11 protein-coding genes and 2 pseudogenes are annotated in these 22,317 nt (G+C 69.5%); 4 read left to right on the plus strand and 9 right to left on the minus strand.

Annotated elements, in window-relative coordinates:
• Positions 1-24: 24 nt before the first annotated feature.
• Positions 25-2,096 (minus strand): annotated as a pseudogene (locus tag QMQ26_RS30870) (SpoIIE family protein phosphatase).
• Positions 2,097-2,366: 270 nt separating this feature from the next.
• Between QMQ26_RS30870 and QMQ26_RS30875 the strand changes: the two are divergent.
• On the plus strand, positions 2,367-2,822 hold the full coding sequence (locus QMQ26_RS30875) for a hypothetical protein (RefSeq protein WP_282203524.1): 456 nt from the start codon (positions 2,367-2,369) through the stop codon (positions 2,820-2,822).
• 161 nt (positions 2,823-2,983) lie between these two features.
• Here QMQ26_RS30875 and QMQ26_RS30880 read toward each other — a convergent pair whose 3' ends face one another.
• The 8 genes and pseudogenes from QMQ26_RS30880 to QMQ26_RS30910 all read right to left on the minus strand — a co-directional run bounded on the left by QMQ26_RS30880 (position 2,984) and on the right by QMQ26_RS30910 (position 10,413).
• The gene (locus tag QMQ26_RS30880; RefSeq protein ID WP_199847186.1) at positions 2,984-3,226 is read right to left on the minus strand and encodes a chaplin; all 243 of its coding nucleotides are present in this window, start codon (positions 3,224-3,226) and stop codon (positions 2,984-2,986) included.
• A 125-nt stretch (positions 3,227-3,351) separates the two neighbouring features.
• A complete protein-coding gene (locus QMQ26_RS30885) occupies positions 3,352-4,668 on the minus strand; it encodes a tetratricopeptide repeat protein (protein WP_282203525.1) in 1,317 nt (438 codons plus the stop codon).
• 91 nt (positions 4,669-4,759) lie between these two features.
• Positions 4,760-6,127, minus strand: a complete 1,368-nt coding sequence (locus tag QMQ26_RS30890) for a DUF4331 domain-containing protein (RefSeq protein ID WP_282203526.1) — start codon at positions 6,125-6,127, stop codon at positions 4,760-4,762.
• Positions 6,128-6,925: 798 nt separating this feature from the next.
• The gene (locus QMQ26_RS30895) at positions 6,926-7,324 is read right to left on the minus strand and encodes a hypothetical protein (RefSeq protein WP_159073268.1); all 399 of its coding nucleotides are present in this window, start codon (positions 7,322-7,324) and stop codon (positions 6,926-6,928) included.
• 154 nt (positions 7,325-7,478) lie between these two features.
• Positions 7,479-7,841, minus strand: coding sequence for a hypothetical protein (locus QMQ26_RS30900; RefSeq protein WP_100839369.1), 363 nt, complete (start codon positions 7,839-7,841; stop codon positions 7,479-7,481).
• A gap of 869 nt (positions 7,842-8,710) precedes the next feature.
• A pseudogene (locus QMQ26_RS30905) lies at positions 8,711-9,109 on the minus strand (AMP-binding enzyme); the annotation flags it as partial.
• A gap of 445 nt (positions 9,110-9,554) precedes the next feature.
• Positions 9,555-9,941 (minus strand): IS3 family transposase, encoded by a 387-nt coding sequence (locus QMQ26_RS38470; RefSeq protein ID WP_404814227.1) that lies wholly within the window; start codon positions 9,939-9,941, stop codon positions 9,555-9,557.
• A gap of 145 nt (positions 9,942-10,086) precedes the next feature.
• Positions 10,087-10,413: a transposase gene (locus QMQ26_RS30910; protein ID WP_282203527.1), complete on the minus strand. Its 327-nt coding sequence runs from the start codon at positions 10,411-10,413 to the stop codon at positions 10,087-10,089.
• Positions 10,414-10,993: 580 nt separating this feature from the next.
• Between QMQ26_RS30910 and QMQ26_RS30915 the strand changes: the two genes are divergently transcribed.
• The 3 genes from QMQ26_RS30915 (at position 10,994) to QMQ26_RS30925 (ending at position 22,268) form a co-directional block, all read left to right on the plus strand.
• On the plus strand, positions 10,994-15,040 hold the full coding sequence (locus tag QMQ26_RS30915; protein ID WP_282203528.1) for a LamG-like jellyroll fold domain-containing protein: 4,047 nt from the start codon (positions 10,994-10,996) through the stop codon (positions 15,038-15,040).
• Positions 15,041-15,131: 91 nt separating this feature from the next.
• The gene (locus QMQ26_RS30920) at positions 15,132-21,614 is read left to right on the plus strand and encodes an RHS repeat domain-containing protein (RefSeq protein WP_282203529.1); all 6,483 of its coding nucleotides are present in this window, start codon (positions 15,132-15,134) and stop codon (positions 21,612-21,614) included.
• 24 nt (positions 21,615-21,638) lie between these two features.
• Positions 21,639-22,268 (plus strand): hypothetical protein, encoded by a 630-nt coding sequence (locus tag QMQ26_RS30925; protein WP_282203530.1) that lies wholly within the window; start codon positions 21,639-21,641, stop codon positions 22,266-22,268.
• Positions 22,269-22,317: the final 49 nt, after the last annotated feature.

The following is a 22,317-nucleotide window of genomic DNA, read 5'->3' on the forward strand; positions in this document are numbered from 1 at the left end:
CGACGCCACACCACTGACGACCCGTCAGATTTCCTGCTCCGCCCAGATGGTCTTGCCGCGCGGAGTGTGCCGGGTGCCCCAGTTGCGGCACAGCTGCGCCACCAGCAGCAGGCCGCGTCCGCCCTCGTCGTCGTTGTGGGCCCGGCGCAGGTGCGGTGCGGTGCTGCTGCCGTCGGAGACCTCGCAGAGCAGCATGGAGCCGTCCCGGATCAGCCGCAGCCCGATCGGGGCAGGCCGTAGCGGACGGCGTTGGTGATCAGCTCGCTGACCACCAACTCGGTGACGAAGGACGCCTCTTCGAGCCCCCACTCGGTGAGCTTCGCGGCCGCCACCTTGCGGGCCCGGGCCACCTCGGACGGGTCGCGGCGCAGCGGCCAGTCGGCCACGTCCTGGGTGTGCAGGGCCTGGGTGCGGGCCAGCAGCAGGGCGACGTCGTCGGTCGGGGCGTTCGGGCCGAGCGTGGTGGACAGCACCTGGTCGCACAGGTCCTCCAGCGAGTCGGCCCGGGCGGTGAGGGCCGAGCCGAGCCGGTCGAGGCCGAGTCCGGGATCGCCGTGCAGTTCGGAGGCGCGCAGCAGGCCGTCGGTGTACAGCGCCAGTACGCTCCCTTCCGGAACCTCCAACTCGACTGCCTCGAACGGGAGTCCACCCAGGCCGAGCGGCGGCCCCGGCGGCAGCTCGGGGAAGGTCACGGTGTTGTCCGGGCCGACCAAGGCCGGCCCGGGATGCCCGGCCCGGGCCAGCGAACAGGACCGGGCCACCGGGTCGTACACCGCGTACAGGCAGCTCGCGCCGACGCTGCCGCCCGCCCAGGCGGTGCCGCCCTCCGGCTGCTCGTCCAGGTCCACCCGGAGCACCAAGTCATCCAGGTGGGTGAGGAGTTCGTCCGGCGGCATGTCGATGTCGGCCAGGGTGCGCACCGCCGTCCGCAGCCGCCCCATCGCGGCGGAGGCGGGCACGCCGTGGCCGACCACGTCGCCCACCACCAGGGCCACCCGGGCGCCGGACAGCGGGATCACGTCGAACCAGTCGCCGCCGACGCCCTCCCGCCCGCCCGCCGGGAGGTACCGGAAGGCGACCTCGACCGCGGCCTGCCGGGGCGTCCGGCTGGGCAGCAGGGAACGCTGCAACGCCAGTGCGGTGTCGCGCTGTTGGGTGTACTGGCGGGCGTTGTCGACGGAGAGCGCGGCGCGCGACGTCAGCTCGGTGGCCAGCAGCAGGTCGTCCTCGTCGAACGGCTCCGGCGAGCGGTGCCGCAGGAAGATCGCCACGCCCAGCGTCACCCCGCGGGCGGTCAGCGGCGCGATCAGTCCGGAGTGGATGCCGAACTCCTCGGCCAGCCGCTCCCGTTCGGGCTCCTGGGCGATCCAGGACCGGAGCTCCGGATCGCGGTAGTCGACGGAGACGGGCCGGCCCGAGGCGAGCACCCGGGCCATCGGGGAGTCCGGGGCGATCACGTCCCCGGCACCGGACACGACCGTGGACTCCGGACAGCCCGGCAGCACCGACTGCTGCGCCACCCGGTAGAACACCAGCCCCGCGCTCGACGGCGGGCCGCCGCCGAACACCGAATCGAGCAGGTCGACCGCCACGAAATCGGCGAAGGAACCCGTCGCCACCTCCGCCAACTCCTGCGCGGTGCGGTCCACTTCGAGGGTCGAGCCGATCCGCAGACCGGCCTCCCCGAGCAGCGCCAGACGGTGCCGGGCCCGCTCCTCGGAGGACCCGGACAGCACCGAGGGCACCGCCGCCGGCCGCGCGGCGGCCCCCGGGGTCAACGGCTGCAACGCCTGGGCCGACACCACCCAGGTCGGCTCTCCGCGCGCCGTCCGCACCGGCACCACCCCCAGCTCGACCGCCACCGGCTCGTCCTCGGCCCGGCACAACCGCACCATCCCGGTGAACGGCTCGTGCCGAACCGCCGCCCGCAGCAGGGCGACCGGCACCCCACCCGCCAACAGCCCCACCGCGCTCCGCCCGAGCGCCTGCCCCGCCCCGAACCCGGTCAGCCGCTCGGCCGCCGCCGACCAGCCCGTCACCACCCCGCCGCCGTCGACCGTCGCGGTCGCCGCCCGGCCGGTCACCCGAGTCGCCATGTCCGTCCATCCCCCTTGGAAGCAGCAACCGCCAGGCCGTCCTGCCCAGCATCGCGGCCCGACGTGACCGCCCCAACGCGCCACGCCGGAAGACCCCGCCACTTGCCGACCGCCCCCGACCGGCGCGTCACCGACGGGCATGCTCCCGACGGGCACCGTCCTGACGGGATGTCAGAGCACCCTGGCAGGCTTCACCTCGACACCTCGACACCTCAATACCTCGACAGCTCGACAGCCCGGCCACCACCATCCCGGACGAAGGACGTGTCCATGCCCCTACAGCAGCACCAGCGTTCGCTCCGCCGCGGGGCGTTCGCCCTGCTCCCCGCCGTCCTGCTGGCCACCGCCCTGGCGGCCTGCTCCTCCGACGGGGGAGACACGATGCCGAGTTGGTCGAAGGACGGCGGCCAGGAACAGATCCGGGTGATCGGCGAGGACCTCACGGTCCTGCTCAACGCCGACGCCACCTCGGCCGACAGCACCGAGCACTGCCAACAGGTCCTCGACGACATCAAGAGGGCCCGGGACCACCGGGCCATCCCCGACGCAACCGCCCAGACCTACTGGCAGCAGGCCCTCGACCAGATGGAGACCGCCGCCACCCACTGCACCCGGAACACCGGCGCGCTCACCGGCGGCGCCAAGCTCAGCGAGGTCATCCCGGCCCAGGAGTCGTACCACCTGTTGGTCGGCCGGATCTCCGACCTCGCCGCCGGCACCCCCTGATCCCCGGCCCGCCCCGTCCTGTCGGGGACACGGGGCACGGGCACGGGGCAGGGACACGGGGCGGCGGCCGTCAGTGAGAGCGGCGCCGACCCGGAGCCGGTTTCCCGGCCCGGATCGGCCTTCCGGTCTCCCGGTCTATCGGCCTACCGGCAGGGGCCGGGTCAGCCGATGTTGGCGCAGGAGTTGCCGAACGCCGGGTTCAGCGCACCGATCAGGCTGATGCTGTTGCCGCACAGGTTGACCGGGATGTGCACGGGGATCTGGATCACGTTGCCGGAGAGGACGCCGGGCGAGCCGACGGCCACGCCCTCGGCGCCGGCGGACGCCGAGGCCGCGCCGGCGGTGCCGAGCACCGCGGTGGCGGCCAGCGCGACGGCGGCGAAGTACGTGCGGGTACGGGACATGTCTGCTCCTTGGTTTCGGTCGGGTGCCGTCCCGGACGGGGCGGCACCTGTCATTCGGGGTGCTCGTGCCGGCGGCGTGGCCGAGGGGCGGTGGTTCACCCGTTCGGGTGCGTCCCGGCACGAGATCAGGGGGTGAGCGCCGCCAGGTCCGAGCGGGCCAGGGGCGCCTGGAGCGGGTCGAACCGCGGGTCGGTGGCCAGCGCCCCGGCGAGGTCGGTGCGGGCCTGGTCGGTGCGGCCGAGGGCGCGTTCGATCTCGCCGCGGTGGTAGTGGAAGAGGGCGTTGTGCCAGCCGTGGGCGAGGGCGAGGTCGGCGTAGCCGAGCGCCTCGCGGTCGGCGCCGGTGCGGTGCAGGGCCCAGGCGAGGGCGTCGGCGACCAGCACGTGGTGGCGCCGGTCCCATTCGGCGCGCAGCAGTCGGACGGCGGTGGCCGGGTCGCCGTGGTCGGCCTCGAACTGGCCGAGCGTCAGGTCGTCGACGACGCCGCCCGCGGCGGCGAGGTCGGCTTCGGCGCGCAGCAGCCGGTACTGCTCGGCGGCCTGTTCGGGGTGGCCGAGGGACTCGTGGAGTTCGCCGAGTTCGAGCAGGTACTGGGGGAGCGGCACCGCGGCGGCGGCCTGCGCGTAGTGGGCGAGCGCGTCGTCGGTGCGGCCGAGGGCGGCTTCGGCGCGGGCCTGTCCGGCGAGGGCGGCGGTGTACGTCGGGTCGGCGGCCAGGGCGCGGCGGTAGCCGTCCAGGGCGGCGTCGGTGCGGCCGGCGCTGCGGTCGAGTTCGGCGAGCTGGTGGAGGCAGAACGCCTTGTCGCCGGGGTCGTAGGCGCCGTCGAGGGCGCGGCGCAGGGCGTCGGCGGCGTCCTCGGGCCGACCGTGCTGTTCGAGGTCGTAGGCGGCGCGGGTGAAGGACGCGGTGCCGGGGTGCAGGTCGAGCAGGTGCTGGGTGGCCTCGGTGGCGCCGGTGTCGTCGCCGAGCTGGGTGCGGGCGTCGGTGAGGACGGCCCACGCCTGCCAGTGCAGCGGGGCTCCGTCCAGGGCCTGTCGGGCGTGGTCGGCGGCCTCGGCGAACAGGTGGCGGGCGTTGGCGAGGGCGCCGAGGCCGGTGAGCGCGTCGGTGTTGCCGGTGGGGGCGAGGGCGAGCGAGCGGTGCAGTGCCTCGTCGGCCTTCGGGTAGTAGGAGGCGTCGGCGGTCAGCCGGGCCTGTTCGACGTACTCGCCGCCGAGCCGGGCCCAGACCGCGGCGTCGTCGGGGCGGGCGCGCAGGTGCCGCTGGTCGGCGCCGATCGCGGCGGCGAGCGCGCCGCCCGGCGGCGGCGCGGCCGGGTGCGCGGCTGCGGCCCGGGGCGCGGGCGCGGCGGTGGCCGACCGCGGCGGGTCGGTCAGGCCGCCGGCCGCGGCGAGGCCGCCGCACACCAGGACGGTGGCGAGCACAAGGGGGAGACGGCGCACGGGAGTTCGGTCCTCGATCGGCGGCGTGGTCGACGGTGTGGTCAGTGGAGTGGCCGGCGGCGGCCCCGGTCCGGGGCCGCCGCGCAGGTGGTCACTTCTGGTTGACGGCCTTGTCGTACGGCAGGGCGAGGTACGGGAAGGTGGCGGCGAACGGCCGGTCGGGCCCGTTGACCTTGTCGCCGGCGGCCAGGGCCTGGACGAAGTTGCCCGGGGTGGCGCCCTCGACGACCTGGAGGGCGATGTCGACGACGTCGTCGCCGAGGCGGCGGCCGTTGGGGAAGCCCTGGAAGTCGCCGTTCAGGACGCCGAGGCGGTCCGGCTTCGGCGTCACCGGGGTGGTCAGGTTCAGCCGCAGCTCCTCGGCGGGGACGAACCGGTTCGGGTCGATGTCCTGGTTCATCAGCTGCGAGTTGAGGTCGACGGCGAGCGGCCCGTCCGCGGCCTTGGCGATGCCGGTCAGGAAGATCTCCTGCAGGTCGGTGCGCGGCGCGGCGGGCGCGGGCAGGCCGTAGATCGCCTGGACGAGCTTGGGCACCTCGGGGTCGAGGACCTTGGCCACCACGGCGGGCTGGTTGTGGTCCTCGGACGGGGGCAGCGCGTTGAAGGCGTCCTTGAGCCCGGCCGGGACGACCACCTCGTTGACCAGCGGGTTGCCCAGCCGCGAGACCTGGACGTACGGGCCGACCGGGTCGGACTTGCCCGGGCTGAGCTTCATGCTCTGCTTCTCGGTGCTCGACCAGACGCCGATGACCGGGTTGCGGGTCGGGTCGCCCTTGTAGGCGAGGCGGCTCTTGGGGATCTGCAGCGCCACGGAGTTGACGTTGTACCCGGCCAGGGTGTTCTGGCCGACCTCGGAGAGGTCGCCGCCGTACAGCAGGTCGAAGACCCGCAGGTCGAGGAAGAACGGGTCGGCGGCCTGGGTGGCCACCGTCTGCCCGCCGCCCGGGAGTTGGACGGTGGCCTGCTGCCGCAGCCGCCCGTAGTCGGGCATCGAGGCCCGGCCGGTGTCGGACGGGGCCGCCTGGCCGTGCTCGACCAGCGTCACCGGGGCGCAGTTCGGGTGCAGTTCCTGGAGCGTGTAGTACTGGCGGAAGCGCAGCGTGTCGTCGCCGAGGTTGTTCACCGGCCCCTTGTTGTAGAGGAAGGTGTCGGTGCCGCGCAGGTCCTCGGTGTGGAAGGTCCACCGGTAGGTGACGTCCGGCTGCCCGGTGCCCTGCGAGTCGATGTTGATGTCGTAGTGCGCGCCGTCGGCCCACGGGTAGAAGTTCGGGCCGCCGTTGGGCTCCTGGAACGGGAGCCAGTTGGCGATCAGCGTGACCGTGTCCGGGTTGTCCGGGCTGGTGAAGGCGTACACGTCGGTGTTGTCGACCTGCGGGTCGGCGGCGATCAGCGGAGCCTCGCGGTGGCTGGACGCCGAGGAGGTGCCGGCTCCGGTGCCGAGCAGGGCGGTGCCTGCCATGCCGAGGGAGAGCGCGGTGAGGACCGCGGCTCCTCGGGCAGCGGAGCTGCGACCCGTGGATCGACGAAGAAGGCTCATCAAGGAGTCTCCGATTTCCGGTTCGGGAACGGTCGTCCGCATTCGTACCGGATGCGGGCCGTGGGGATGTCGTGCGGCGGGTCGGCCGACACGTACTGTCCTCCGCCGCCGCCCCCGGTTCGTCCCGACCCGGCTTCCGGCGTGCCCCGATCACCCTCGCGGCCCAACCCCACCACCCGTCCGGCCGCACCGCCCGGCCCCGTCCGCCCCGACCCCGCCCCCCTCCGCCCCGACGGCGGCCCCGCCCCCCTCCGTCCCGGGCCCACCCGCCCCTGACCAGGGCCGACGCGCCCCCCACTGGGCCGATCGGGTGAACCTCCATGACCGGCACCAAGCCGACGGCCCCCGCCCCACGAAGGACAGGTGTGCGCGGAGCCAGGGTCGGCCGCCGCGCACACCACGGGGACGGGACTCCTCGGCTGGCACCACGAGTCCCGTCCCCCTCGCCTCATCCGCCTTCGGGGCCGGGCGGAAGAGGCACGCCCCCGCCCTGGCCGACGTGGCCTGCACCGGCGTCGGCGGAACGTTCGCCGTGCCGACCAACGCAAGGGCGAACTCCTGGGAGCCCGTGACAACATCTTGCGGGCGTCAGCAGGCTGAGACCGGTGCGACAGTTCGCTGCGGCCCGACACGCGCACCGGCTTGCCGTGGTGGGACGCGCCCGCTGCCTCACCACGGGCAGCGGGCGCTCTTCGACCGATCCGGCGCTCGCGCGGGGATCTACTCGCTGATGCTCATCCAGGCCGAGCAGCGGACCGGGCTCGTGTCCCCCGCGCCGTCCACGGTGCACACCTGTGCCCGGTACTTGTTCCAGGAGTAGAGGTTGCCATCGGTTTTCCTGACGTACGTGTCGGCTCCCTTGCCGTTGTAGAAGGAGCCCCACTCCTGCCAGGTCCCGTTGTTGACCTCGATGAACGCCCGTACGCCGTGGCCGTCGGCATAGCGGTCCCAGAGCTCGAAGTCGTCGCCGTCGTCGATGAACTTCAGGCTGGCGACGGTGTGGCCGTCGACCTTGAGAGTGACGGACTGGTCCGTAGCCGAGGCCGGGCTGCTGATGCCGAGGATCAGGGCGGGAACGGCGAGGAGAGCCGCCGCTCGGGCGACCATATTCTTGGACACGGAATTCCCCCTGTGTGAGTCGTGGAATCTTTGGCGCTTCCGGCCGTCTCTCCATATTGCTGGAGAGCGGCGCGGATCTGCGATCCGGATGCGCCGGTGGTTGATCAATGGACGGCCGGTTTTCTGTTCACCCCGTCCGCCGCGTCGGTAAAATCTACTCGTTGACGTACATCCAGGCGGAGCACCGGACCGGGGTCTTGTCATTGGCGCCGTCAACCGTGCACACCTGGGCGCGGTAGTCGTTTATCGAGTAGAGGTTCCCGTCGGTCTTCTTGACCATCGTCCCCGCGCCCTTGCCGTTGTACCAGGAGCCGTTGTCCCAGTCGTACCAGTTCCCGGTGGCGCGCACCTGAATGTAGGCCCGGACGCCGTGGCCGTCCGCGTAGTAGTCCCAGAGCTCCCAGTCGTCGCCGTCGTCGATGAACTTCAGGCCGCCGACGATGGTGTTGCCGGAGTAGAGGTAGAGGTTCTGGTCCGTGGCGAAGGCGGGGCTGCTGGTGACCCCGACGACGAGCACGGGAACTGCGAGGACGGTCGCCAGCCTGGCAAAAACCTTCTTCAACATGTGAAACCCCCGATTTCAAGGAAAGGATGGCGAGGGTGGACGCAATGACATTTCCACCCGCATTGCTGCAGGGACCTCCGGCTGGTCGGGCGGGCCGGGCCTCTCGAAAATCCCTCTGGGGAAATTCTGCTCCATGCGGGATTTTCAGACCCGGGGTTGCTGCACGGAAAATTCCGGACCAGCCCAATCGGCCCTGCGTGTGACCCTGGTGGTCGATGGCCAAGAAGATACCCTCGCGGGTGGTCCTGACGCCACATCAAGAGCGAGAAAATCAAGAAGGTATTTTGCTTCTTTTTGATCCAATATTGGACAAATCTCTACGGAGCCGACCGTGAAGCTCAGATGAACCTCAAATTTTATTCGCGCGGACTCTCGTCGCCGGGCGTGTGTGCGAAGAACTCGTCACACGACCACTGCGCCTGTCGGTCGAGGCGTCGCCGGTGGATGCGTGCGCAGGCGAGTGAGACGAAGGTGTTGTGGAGGTCGAGGCGTCTCTCCCCGCGGACGGCGAGGCGTTTGAACCGGTGGGGCTGGCCGCGGCGGGAGATGGCGGGCGGAATCCGGCATCGGCGCGGTTCCCGGCGGTCGGGGTTGCTGTCGCAGCCCTTGTCGCCGAGCAGGGCGTCGGGGCGCGTGCGGGGGCGGCCGACGCGGCCGGCGACCGGTGGGATGCCGTCGACTGGGCCGAGGGTCCGGGTGGCGCCGTCGCCGGTCAGGCGGTGCTTGCTCCCGCTCTTGCGACGGTCGACCGGCGAGAGGCTGGTGGCCTCGCTCCTTTTTTCGCCCGTACGGGGGAGGCATCCACGCGACGCTCCTGCGGGTCAGGCGTCCTTGAGGCCGGGGAAGTCCTCCTCCCAGAACTCGCGTTCGCCGCGGGTCGGGGCGGCGGCGGGTTGCTCGGCGTCGGTGTGTCGGGTCTCTTCGAGGTGGCGCAGTTCGATGCGGCGGATCTTGCCGGAGATGGTCTTGGGGAGGTCGGCGAACTCCAGGCGGCGGATGCGCTTGTAGGGGGCGAGCCGCTTGCGGGTGAAGGCGAGGATGGAGCGGGCGGTCTCGGCGTCGGGTTCGTGGCCGGGGGCCAGGATGACGTACGCCTTGGGCACCGAGAGCCGCAGCGGGTCGGGGGAGGGGACGACTGCGGCCTCGGCCACCGCCGGGTGCTCGATCAGCACGCTCTCCAGCTCGAACGGCGACAGCCGGTAGTCGCTGCTCTTGAACAGATGCACGCTTCCGGGCTCCCTATCATTCCGTATGGAAGTAGCCCCTGACCTGGGAAAATGGTGGGAGTCGGGTCTCCTGGGCCTGGCTCCTGCGTTGTCTTCGGGCAGAAGTTCGGTGTCCCGGTTCGAGACTGGATGGCATGGGTCTCTGTTTCTACAAGGGAGCGGTGGTCACGGCTGCGACCCCGATTCCGGCCAGGTCGGCTGTGATGCCGCTCTTGACCGTTGATCACGGGAGCTGGCAGCGTGCCGGTATGCCCGCGGCCGGGCAACGAGGCGGCGGCCGGGGCCGGGAGACGCAGGGACGGACAGATGGCACCGGACACGGCCGCTCGACGGGATTCCGCCGCTCACCCCGACTTTCGCGCTGCGCGGGACCACCTGCTGCGCACCCGCGACGACCTGGACGCCGCCCGCGGCTTCCCGCGCCCGGCAGGCGAGCGCTTCAACTGGGCGCTTGGATGCTGCGGTGCCAGTGGTGCCGAGGTGCTCGGCTAGCCGGTATGACGTGTACCCGATGCTCGCGTTGCCGTGGTGCGTCAACTCGCCCGACCAGGGCGGACATCCGTTGCGGCCGCGCCGCTATAGAGGCATCTCCAGGGTATCGAGGACGAGCGAGATGGGTCTCCTTCGTGGCCACTGCTGACGGGTCGGTGACCGTGGTGACGACGTGCCTACCGCAGACGGCCCCGGTGATGCCGAGCTCGCGCATCAGCCGCTCGATGGTGCAGCGGACCACCATGTGGCTGCGGCGGTTCAGCTCGCGCCAGAACTTGCGGGCGCCGTAGATACGGAAGTTGTCCTCGCACGTTGTCGTGATCAGATCCTTCAGTTCCCCGTCGCAGACCGAACGAGCGGATCGGCACGGTTGTTGAAGGAGTAGTAGGTGGAGGAGTCGCTACTGCAGCCGTGCTCGGAGAGCACTCGGCAGATCGGCTCGACACCGTCGAAGCGGCCCCGGTACCCGTCGATGAACGCTACGAGCTCAGATGTGGCCGGTCGAGCTCGGCCGCGAAGAAACTCGCCGCGGCCTTGAGGATCTCGCTCGCGCGCTTCAGCTCAGCGATCTCCTTCTTCATCGCCTTGATCTGCGCGGACTCCTCCATCGTCGTCCCCGGGCGTTGCCCGAAGTCGACCTGGTCCTGTCGACCCCAGTGGCGCAGCGGCTCGGCCGAGCCGATACCTAGTTTCTGCGCGACGGCTCGCAGCGCAGCTGACTCGTTCGGGTAGTCGCCGAGGACCTCGGCGACCATGCGCACCGCACGACAGCGCAGCTCAGGCGGGTAGGAGGAGGACCGTGCCATGACTCGAATCCGTACATGAAATCTAGCCTTCGCCGAACCCGGGGCGGTTCACATGGAGTGGTACTTGCAAGGTGGTGCTATATGAGGCCAGAGAAGGGCGCTATGTGCTTTTTTACCCTATACATCTCTCATTTTCTGGCATGTCGTGATTTTTAATTACAGCCCTCCGGAAATTAGTTGACATGATCCAACTCTCCCCGTGAAGATCATGTTCTACATGTGTAGTTTTCTCGCACTCAGGGGATGTAGCGTGGGTGGAAGATTCGTGCGGAGAGGGTGGGGTCGCGGTCTGACCGCTGTTCTGCTCTCCGCCGGGGTGGTGGCGGGGGCGGCCGGTATACCGGCAGTGGCTCCCGCGGTGGCGGCCGAGGAGGCCACGCCGGCGGTGAATCCGACGGTGTCGGTTCCGGCGCAGGAGACGGCGGAGACGCTGGCGGTCGCGGAGGCGAAGCGGACCGGTAAGCCGGTGGAGGTCGATGCCCTGCGGCGCGAGAGTTCGGATGTCGTGGCGCAGCCGGACGGCCGGTTGGTGTCGACGACGTATGTGCAGCCGAAGCGGGTGCGTCGGGCCGGTGGCTGGGTGGATGTCGATCCGGCGCTGGCGGTGCTGGCGAGCGGTGCGGTGGCGCCGAAGGCGGCGACGGCGGACATCGAGTTCTCCGGTGGCGGCAGCGGGCAGCCGCTGGTGCGGATGTCGCGGGCCGGCAAGGAGTTGAAGCTCGCCTGGCCGAAGGCGCTGCCGAAGCCGGTGCTGGACGGGGAGACGGCCGAGTACCGCTCGATCCTGCCGGACGTGGACCTCAAGCTGACCGCGTCGGCGACGGGCTTCAGCCAGGTCCTGGTGGTGCACACCCCCGAGGCCGCCAAGAATCCCGAACTCGCCTCGCTGCGGCTGGGGTTGCAGGCTGACGGCCTGACGGTGAAGCAGGAGGGTGACGGTTCGCTGAAGGCGGTGGACTCCTCCGGTGGCGGTACGGTGTTCCAGGCGCCGGTGCCGGTGATGTGGGATTCCGCGACGGCGGCCGACGCCGCGCCGGCGTCCGCGTCCCCGTCGGCCGGTGCGTCGGCCGCGGCGAAGGCTCCGCTCGCGAAGTCGAAGTCCGCGGCCGCCCCCGCCGCCCCGGCCGCTTCCGAGGCCGAGCCCGGCACGGTGCCGGGTGAGGGCGCGAAGATGACCCGGCTGAAGGTGGATCTGCCCAAGGACTCGATGGTCCTGACGCCGGACCGGACCATGCTGGAGGACCCGTCCACGGTCTACCCGGTGATGATCGACCCGGCGTGGAACACCCCGAACGCGGCTGACTGGGCGGGCGTCTCGCGCGCGTACCCGAACCAGGCGTACTGGCACTTCACCTATACCTCCACCTACGTGCACGACTGGGGCGTGGGCTACTGCGGCGACACCTCGCGGTGTGCGCCGACGGACGTGAAGCGTGCGTTCTTCCAGGTCCCGAGCAGCGCGTTCGTGGGCAAGCAGATCCTCAGTGCGGAGTTCGGCACGTACGAGAGCCACTCGTACTCGTGCGACGCGCGCACGGTGGAGCTGTGGAACACCGGCTACATCGCCAAGGGCCTGAACTGGAACTCCCAGAACGCGTCCGGGTTCTGGAGCCGGCACCTGCAGGACATCAACACCGCCAAGGGCTGGAGCGGCAGCTGCCCGGGCGGCTGGCTGGAGTTCGGCGGTACCTCCGGTGCGGTCAAGGACCTGGTGCAGGACGCCGCGAACTGGGGCTGGTCCTCCATCACCTTCGGCCTCAAGGCGCAGAACGAGAGCGACACCCTGGCCTGGAAGCGGTTCACCGACGACGCGTTCCTGCGGGTCTACTACAACCTGCGGCCGAACCAGATCGCGATGAGCGACATGACGATGTCGCCCGGTGGCGCCTGCCAGTACCCGGCGGTGTGGGTCAACAAGATGCCGCAGGTCACCGTCAACCGGGCGACCGATCCGGACGGCGACGCCATCGGCGTGCAGTTCGCCGTAGCCTGGGACGACGGTACCGGCCTGGCCCGCCGCTGGTGGTCCACCGGGGCCGAGAACAACACACCCGGCGACTTCAAGGCATCGGGCTCGTTGTTCACCTACCAACTGCCCGCCAACCTGCCGCAGGGCAAGCAGCTCGACTGGGAGGCCCGGTCCTGGGACGGCGCGAGCTGGGGGCCGTGGTCCTCGGACGGCGATCCGACCGCCTGCTACTTCAGCGTTGACACCTCCCTGCCCGCCGGGCCCGACATCACCTCGGCGAACTACCCGGGTTCCACCAACGCCACCGACCCGCTCCCCCCGACCGACGGCATGGGCCGCTACGGTTCCTTCACGCTGAAGGCCGCGACCACCACCATCACCAAGTACCAGTGGGCCGTCGATGGTTCGGCCTTCACCGACGTCGCCACCACCAACGGTGCTGCGCAGACGGTGAAGATCCTTCCCCTGACCCCCGATCTCCACACCTTCACCGCCCGCTCCGTCAACGCCGCCGGTACCGCCTCGCAGACTCAGACGTACTACTTCAAGGTCCTCAACGGTCAGGGGCAGCGAGCCGGCTGGAACATGGACGGCAACCTGGACGGCACCGGTACACAGCTTCCGGTCACCCTCGGCTCAGGGGCCACCGCCGGCGCGCCCGGCCACCTCGGCAACGCCTTGGCTCTCAACGGCGACGCGCAGAACGGTTACGCGCAGACCGAAGCTGCGGTGCTCGACACCTCCAAGAGCTACTCCGTGTCCGCCTGGGTGAAGTTCGACGGCGCCACGAGCAGCCGCATCGCGGTCAGCCAGAACGGCCAGAACTACTACGCGTTCACGCTCGGCGCGAACACGGTCGGCACCGAGAACCGCTGGACCTTCAAGGTCCAGAGCCTCGCCGGCGACTCCGACAGCACCACCTTCTCGGTGAGCGCGCCGACTGCGGCCCCGACCGGGCAGTGGACCCACCTGACCGGTGTGTACGACTCGGCGGCGAAGACCGTCGTGCTGTACGTCAACGGCGCCAAGGCCGGCTCCACCAACGTCCCCTCGGTGCTGTGGGACGGGCACAGTTCGGTGCAGATCGGCCGTGACCGCTGGAAGGGCCAGTGGTCCGCCGCGTGGCCCGGCACGGTCGACGAGGTCAAGCTGTGGGACCGCCCGCTGAGCGCCGCCGAGGCCGCCAAGGTCGCCGCCGACCAGCAACTCACCACCGGCACCCCCGCCAAGGCCGTCTGGAGCTTCGACGGCGCCAGCCCGACGACCGGTGCGGGCGAGACCGACGCACTGGCCGTCAACGCTGGTGTACAGACCGGTACGTCCGGTGTGTCCGGCCAGGCCATCCACACGGACGGCTCCACCGGCTACCTGCGCACCGCTCGTCCCCAGGTCGACGCCACCCGGGACTTCTCGGTGTCGGCCTGGGTGAAGCTGCCCAAGCCCGCTGCCGGTGACAGCACCGCCAAGGTCGCGATCAGCCAGATCGGCCAGCACAACAGCGAGTTCGCCCTGTACTACTCGCCCTACTGGGGCCGCTGGATCTTCGGCCGCTACAAGGAGGACACCGCCGCCGACACCCTGGTGCGCACCTGGCAGAACGACTGCACCGCCGGCACCGTGACCAACGGCGTGCCGTGCTTCGCGGGCACCACCGGCGAGTGGACGCACCTGATCGGCGTCAACGACACCACCGCGAAGAAGACCCGCCTGTACATCAACGGCTACCTGGTCGGCGAGGCCGACTACACGCAGAACTCGCCGTGGGCCAACCCCGGCCCGCTGCAGATCGGCTCCGCCAACCGCGAGGGCGCCAACACCGAGTTCTTCGGCGGCGACATCGACGACGTCCGCGTCTTCGACCGGATCATCACGAACCCGGAAGCCACCGCGATGGCCCAGCAGCACCCGGTGCTGGCCGGCCGCTGGAAGCTCAACACCGCCACCTCCGGCACCACCCCCGACGAGAGCCAGGCCCACCGCAACGCGACCCTGGACGCCGGCGCAGCCGTCATGCCGAACGACCTGGGCATGCTGACGGCGCCGGGCTTCCTCCAACTGGACGGCACCGACGACTACGCCGCCACCGCCACCGCCCCGGTCCACACCAACCAGAGCTTCACACTCGCAGGCTGGGCCAACACCGCCAGTGCCGTCCCCACCCGGGACATGACGGTGCTCTCACTGAGCGGCCCCAACAACAGCCCTGTCACCGTCCGCTGGCACTACCTCGGCAAGAACGCTGACGGCGCCGACCTCGGCGAATGGCAGGCCGAGCTGCGCACCACCGACGCCGCCACCGGTTTTGTCCGCACCATTGTCAACCACAGTCCGGAAGCGCGACAGGAGAACTGGACCCACCTCGCGGTCACCTACGACGCCTTCACCAGCCGGCTCGTGCTGTACGTCAATGGGGTACCCCAGAACCAGGTCTGTGCCACCGGCACCACCGACTGCACTACCTACGTCTCCTCGACCGGGGCCCCGCAGCCTTACGAGGCCAACGGCGGACTCCAGTTCGGCCGCAACCACATCAACGGTGCCTGGGGTGAGTACTTCTCCGGGCAGCTCGACGACGTCTGGGCCTACCAGGGCGTTCTGAGCCCCGGCCAGGTCAACGTGCTCGCCGGCATCGACGAGCTGCCGACCCCGACGACCTGACCTTCCCTCGCGTCGGGCCGGGCAGCCGGCAGCTGCCCGGCCCGTCGTCCCTTCACGCCCGGAAACGGGCCCGTACCCAAGGAAACCCATCGTGAGAACGGACAGGTCCGCCGAACGGCGGACTCGAGGAAGGGTCGCCGCCGCCGTCGCGGCCACCCTGGTGGGATCGCTGATACCCACCCTGTCACTGGCCTCGGCGGCCGCCGACACCTACCGGAAGCCGTCGGCCGTCTCCCCGGAGAAGCCGGTCAAGGGCCACGACACCAAGCCCAAGCCCGCCAAGGCCGACACCACCGTCAGCAAGACCGACGGCAAGAAGGGCAGCCTGCCCGGCCAGGGCAGTGCCACCCTCGACCTGCCCGGCGAGCGGGGCAAGGCGGTGAAGGCCGGCAAGCTGCCGGTCTCCCTCACCTCCTCCGGCGCGGCCGCCAAGGACGCCAAGGTCGAGGTACTCGACCAGAGCGCGGCGGCCAGGGCCGGGATCAGCGGCCTGGTCCTCACCGTCGCGGGCGTGAGCGACAGCTCCGGCGTCAGCGTGGACTACTCGTCGTTCGCCCAGGCGGCGGGCTCCGGCTTCGGCTCGCGCCTGAAGCTGGTCCGACTGCCCGACTGCGCGCTCACCACGCCCGAGCTGCCCGAGTGCCGGGTGCAGACCCCGCTGCCGGGCGGCAACGACGTCGAGGCGCAGACCGTCAAGGCCGACGCGCTGACCGCCGCCACCGCCGGCTCCACCCGCCTCCAGGGCACGGGCGGCGCCGTCGTGCTCGGCGTCACCGCCGGGACGGCCGGGCCCAGCGGCGACTACAAGGCCACGCCGCTGTCCTCCGCGTCCTCGTGGTCGACCTCGCTCAACAGCGGGTCGTTCACCTGGTCCTACGACATGCCGCTGAGTCCCATGCCGGGCGGCCTGACGCCGAAGGTCGGCCTGTCGTACAACTCCGGTTCGATCGACGGGCGCACCGCGAACAGCAACAACCAGGCGTCGTGGGTCGGTGACGGCTTCGACCTGTCGCCCGGCTTCGTAGAGCGCTCCTACAAGGCGTGCGCGGACGACGGTGCCCCCAAGACCAACGGTTCCAACCCCGGTGACCTGTGCTGGGGCACCGACAACGCCACGATCAGCTTCGCCGGGCACTCCGGCGAGCTGATTCCCGTCTCCGCCGACGAGTGGCGCCTGAAGGACGACGATGCGACGAAGGTCGTCCGGGTCCGGGACACCGCGCGCGGCAACGGCGACAACGACGGTGAGTACTTCAAGGCCACCACCACTGACGGCACCGCTTATTACTTCGGCTACAACCGCCTGCCCAACTGGGCCAGCGGGAAGCCGGAGACGAAGTCGGTCTACACGGTGCCGGTGTTCGGCAACAACGCGGGCGAGCCGTGCAACGGCGCGAACTTCGACGCGTCGTGGTGCCAGCAGGGCTGGCGGTGGAACCTCGACCTGGTGGTCGACGCCCACGGCAACGACATCACCTACTGGTACACCCCCGAGACCAACAACTACAGCCGCAACCTGAAGACCGCCAACCGCACCCCCTACATCCGCGGCGGGCACCTCGACCACATCGAGTACGGCCAGCAGAAGACGGACCTCTACTCCGCGACCGTCAAGCCGATGGCCCGGGTCGAGTTCGGCACCGCCGAGCGCTGCCTGGAGAGCAACGCCGCTCTCTGCGCAGCGAATTCGATCGACACCAACCGGCAGTACTGGTACGACACCCCCTGGAACGAGAACTGCAAGGACGGCACCGACTGCACCACGCAGTTCTCGCCGACCTTCTTCACCCGCACCCGCCTGACCCAGGTCGTCGCCAAGACCCTCCAGGCAGGCGGCACCTACGCTCTGGTGGACACCTGGGACCTGACCCACAAGTGGGGCACCGCCGACTACGACTACCAGCTCCTGCTGGCCTCCATCACCCACACCGGCAACGCCGCCACCCCCGCCGTCCCGCTGCCCCCCACCACCTTCGCCTACAAGCAGATGGCCAACCGGCTCGACAAGACCGGCGACGGACGCGCCCCCTTCATCAAGCAGCGCCTGGGCACCATCACCGACGAGATCGGCGGCCAGGTGGACGTCAACTACTCGGCCGCCCCCTGCGACTGGGCCAGCCTGCCCACCCCGCAGACCAACACCACCCGCTGCTTCCCGCAGCAGTACCAGGCCTCCGACGAGTCCCCGGTCACCACGGAGTGGTTCAACAAGTATGTTGTCGACGCGGTCATCCAGACCGACCGCACCGGCGGCGCACCCGACATGGTCACCCGCTACAGCTACCTCGGGGACGCCGCCTGGCACTTCGACGACGAGGACGGCCTGACCAAGGAGAAGCTCAAGACCTGGTCGCAGTGGCGCGGCTACGCCCACGTCCGCGTCCAGACCGGCGGCAGCGCCGCGATGTCCACGCAGTCCGACCACTTCTTCCTGCGCGGCATGGACGGCGACCGCAACAACCCCACCGACAAGAACAGCAAGCGCACCGTCACCGTCAACGACGGCCAGGGCACCACCCTGACCGACGACCAGGCCTGGGCCGGCTACGAGTACCGCACCGAACAGTACGACAAGCCCGACGGCGCGATCCTCAACAAGACCGTCAGCACCCCCTGGAAGAAGCAGACCGCCCAGCGCGTGCGCGACTGGGGCACCACCACCGCTAACCTCACCGGCACCAGCACCACCCGCACCTTCACCTCCCTCGACAAGGGCGCGGGCACCAACTGGCGCGAGACCCGCACCAACACCACCTTCGACGACTACGGCCGCCCGGTCACCGTGGAGAGCCTCGGCGATATCGCGGTCCCCGCTGACGACAAGTGTGCTCGTACCACGTTCGCCGACAATACCGGCGCCTGGGTTCTCTCCGGTGTGATCCGTAAGGAGACCGTCGCGGCGAACTGCTCCGCGACCGTCGACCGCACCACCAAGGCCGACGGCACCTCCGCCGTCCTGTCCGACGTCCGCTACCACTACGACGGCCAGGACTACGGCACGGCACCCGTCAAGGGTGACATCACCCTGACCCACGCATTGAAGTCGATCACCGGCACCAGCGCCACCTACCTCGACACCTCGGCTACCTATGACGTCTACGGTAGAGATCTGGTCACCACTTTGCTGGCCTCGTCCACCGTGTTCGACACCATCGGAGCGGGTAACCCGGTCATCACCGCCCTGCCCAACCTCCAGCCCACCACCACTACCTACATCCCGGCCACCGGCCGACCTACCAAGTCCACGATAACCACACCGTCCGCTGTAGTCGGGAACTCCGCGACCGCCCAGACCACGATCACCGACTACGACCTGCTGCGCGGTCGGCCAATCGACTCAATCGACGCCAACAACCGCCGCACCGACATCGTTTACGACGCGCTCGGCCGCACGCTGAAGGTCTGGCAGCCCGACCGCTCCAAGACCAACGGCCAGACCCCTGACCAGGAGTACATCTACACCGTCGCCGACGGCCAGATCGCCGCCATCGCGACCAAGACCCTCAACGAGGACAGCTCCCAGCAGACCTCCTACACCCTTTACGACGGCTTCGCCCGCGCCAGGCAGAACCAGGTCCCGGGTCCCAACGGCGGCCGAATCCTCACCGATACCTTCTACGACGAGCGCGGCCAAGCCGCCCGCTCCTACACCGCCTACTACGCCAACGGAGCCCCCTCGGCCACCCTGCGCGCCGTCGACGACACCACCAGCGTCGAGACCCAGACCAAGCAGGAGTTCGACGGCCTCGGACGGATCGTCAAGTCCACCGTTCTGGCGGGCAATGGCGTCGGAACCCCGTTGTCCACCACGCTCACCGAGTACGGCGGCGACCGGGTCACCGTCACCCCGCCCACCGGCGGCACCCCCACCACAACCGTCAGTGACGCGGCTGGCCGTAAGACCGAGCTGCGCCAGTACAAGTCCGCGACACCCACCGGCGCTTACGACAGCACCGCTTACACCTACGACTCGGCGGGCAACCTGTCGAAGCTGATCGATCCGGCCGGCACTGTCTGGACCTGGATCTACGACCAGCGCGGCCGACTGGCCAAGGCTGTCGACCCCGATAGCGGTACCACCGTCAAGACGTACAATGATCGCAACGAGTTGACCAGCACCACAGACGGGCGCGGCAAGACCGTGGCCAGCGTCTACGACAACCTGTCGCGGCGGCTGGAGACCCGTGACGGTTCGGCGACCGGCCCGCTGCTGACCTCCCAGGTCTGGGACCCGGCCAACAACAAGGGCCAGCTGTCCAGCACGTCGCGCTTCAGCACGGTCGGCGGGGTCACCCGCGAGTACAAGACCGCGTACTCGTTCTTCGACAGCATGGGCCGTCCGACCCGCACCACCGTGACCGTCCCCTCCGTCCCCGGCCAGGAAGCACTCGCCGGCAACTACCTGACCAGCACCACCTACCGCTTCGACGGCCAGATCGGCTCCCTCTACTACCCGGCAGCCGGCAACCTCACCGCCGAAACGGTCGCGTTTACCTACGACGGCCTGCACCGGCTCACCGCCGTCGGCAACTCCCTCACCAACCAGACCTACCAGACCGGACAGACCTACAGCCTGACCGGCAAGCCGCTGCAGACCACGCTCTCCAACGGCACCGCCAACAAGCAGGTCTACGTCACCGACTCCTACGAGTGGGGCACCCAGCGCCTGGCCTCCAGCCGCACCGACCAGTACGGCATCGCCACCCCGGCCCGCGCCGCCGCCTACACCTACGACCAGGCCGGCAACGTCACCTCCCTGACCGACACCTCCTCCTCCGGCACCGACCGGCAGTGCTACCAGTACGACTACCTGGCGCGCCTGACCCAGGCGTACACCCCCAACACCGGTAGCTGCACCGCCCCCAGCGGCACCCAGCTCGGCGGCCCCGCCCCCTACTGGACCAGCTGGACCTACAACACCAACGGCACCCGGGCCACCGAGACCCGCCACGACACCACCGGCAACACCGCTCAGGACGCCACCACCACCTACACCTACCCCGCACCCACCGCCGCTCATCCGCACAGCCTCACCTCCACCAGCACCACCACCGGCGCCCTCGGCACCCCCGTCGTGGAGAGCTACGGCTACGACGACGCGGGCAACACGGCCACCCGCAGTCTCAAGCCCGCCGCGAACCAGACCAACGACCAGACCCTGACCTGGAACACCGAAGGCCGACTGGCCAAGGTCTCCGCCACGGTCAAGACCACCACTGGCACCACCACCACGACCACCGACCAGAGCACCGACTACCTCTACGACGCCGCCGGCAACCGCCTGATCGGCCACACCGCCGACACCGCCAACCCGGCGGTCGAGAGCTGGACGCTCTACCTCGGTGCCACCGAACTCAAACTGGTCAAGGGCGCCACCAAGGCCACCGCCACCCGCTACTACTCCCTCACCGGCGCCACCGCCGTCCGCACCGACGACAACAAGACCACCTTCCAGATCACTGACCACCACGGCACCGCCACCACCAACATCGACGCCACCGCCGGCACCGTCGACCAGCGCCGCTCACTCCCGTTCGGTGCCACCCGCGGCACCAACCCCACCACCTGGGCCGGCACCCGCGGCTTCCTCGGCGGCACCACCGAACCCACCGGACTCACCCACCTCGGAGCCCGCGACTACGACCCCACCACCGGACGCTTCATCAGCGTCGACCCCCTCCTGACCTCCACCGACCCCCAATCACTCGCCGCCTACACTTACAGCGACAACAACCCCCTCACCCTCAGCGACCCCACCGGGCGCTCTATCGGCGATATATTCAGGCAAGTAGAACAGCTTGCCTTTTTTTTCGAGGAGCTTGCTGAAGAACTGGCGGCCGCACGTACCGGCACGCACCCATTCGATCGTACGACCATGCACAACAATGCACAGAAAGTAGCGGCCGCACAGATCCTGCAGCAGGCGGTCAAGATGGGGGCCACCAAGTTTCAGGTGGCGGAGAACGTTCCGATCCCGGACGCCAACAAGGAATGCATGCCTGACCTGCAGAAGCCGTGCGGGAAAAACGGCGAGGCAGATATCGTTGGATATGACCCTAATAGCGACGTCTACTTTGTCTGGGAGGTCAAGTCTGCGGGAGCTGCCGCGAAGGCCGTCCCCGAGGCCCAGTGGTATGTGGATAAACTTCGACAGGACGGTAAGAAAGCTGTTCTCGGATGGGCTATCGGCGGTCCCTACAGTGTCCCGGATGGAAATTCGGTGGTTGGCCGGGCCGAAGGGGAGGTAATTTACGGAAAGCTCAACGACAAGAGGATGCCCAAGAATAATCCCTCCGCGGGGGCCGCCCAGCAGTCGCAGGCAGCTCGCGTTCCTACCGCACTCCCCGGCCCGGCCCCTGGTAAGTATGCTAAGACCGTGTACCAGCCTGGCCTGGGCACGACGCCGATGGCAACCGATGGTGTCGACATGTCATACTTGTTGATTCCCGGCGGCGTTCTGGTGATTGCTGGAATCGTTGTCACGCTACCGGAGGATATCGGGGCGGCGACGGTTGTCGGCGGTAGCGCAGTGGTCACCAATTTCGTTCAGGAAATGTTCACAACGGCCGCCTAGCCGCAGGAATGGAAATTTCGAGTGATGAGCCTTTCGAGATGGATCAAAAAACATGTGGGTGAGGTTGCCGAAGAGTCGGGACTGGTCCGCGACGGGCTGGTCTACCGGTTGACTTCGGGCCGGGGCGACGTCGCTCTTGTCGAATTCGTTGACATGAGGCTCGATCGTGAGTCGGAAGTTTTCTCCGTTCGAGCCTCGATCGTGCCGTCATCTTCCTGGGGTTGGTCGCAGCGCAGGAACTGGGAGCGGGCCGTCCGGCAGGCGCCGGACTCCTCGGCCGCGCTGATCCGCTGGGATGTCGAACCGCCTGAGGCGGTTGCCAGGGATTTCGGTCCGCTCGCTCCCGGCTGGACGTACGGCGGGTCGGTGGATCCGGAGGCGACGGGCGCGGCGCTGGCGGCGGTTCTCGGGGAGGAGACCATTCCGGCCATGAAGCGGCTGCTGGACCGCCAGGAACTGCTGGCCGAGTTCCTGACCCCCTCCTTCGCCTTCCACCGGGGCCGCCCGGTCGGCTGGGCCAGGACGCTCCTGCGGGTCGATGACGCCTCGCCGGAGGAACTCGAAGGGCTTCTCGGCCGGGTGGAGACCGATTACCCGGTCGCGGACGAGTTCGTAGCCTGGGCCCGGGCCCGGGCGAGTGCGGGTCGCGTCTGAGATCGGTGGCACGACGGTGGAGCGCTCGGCGTGACAGATCGCCGGGCGC

The sequence above is a fragment of the Kitasatospora fiedleri genome (assembly GCF_948472415.1).
Classification (GTDB): Bacteria; Actinomycetota; Actinomycetes; order Streptomycetales; family Streptomycetaceae; genus Kitasatospora; species Kitasatospora fiedleri.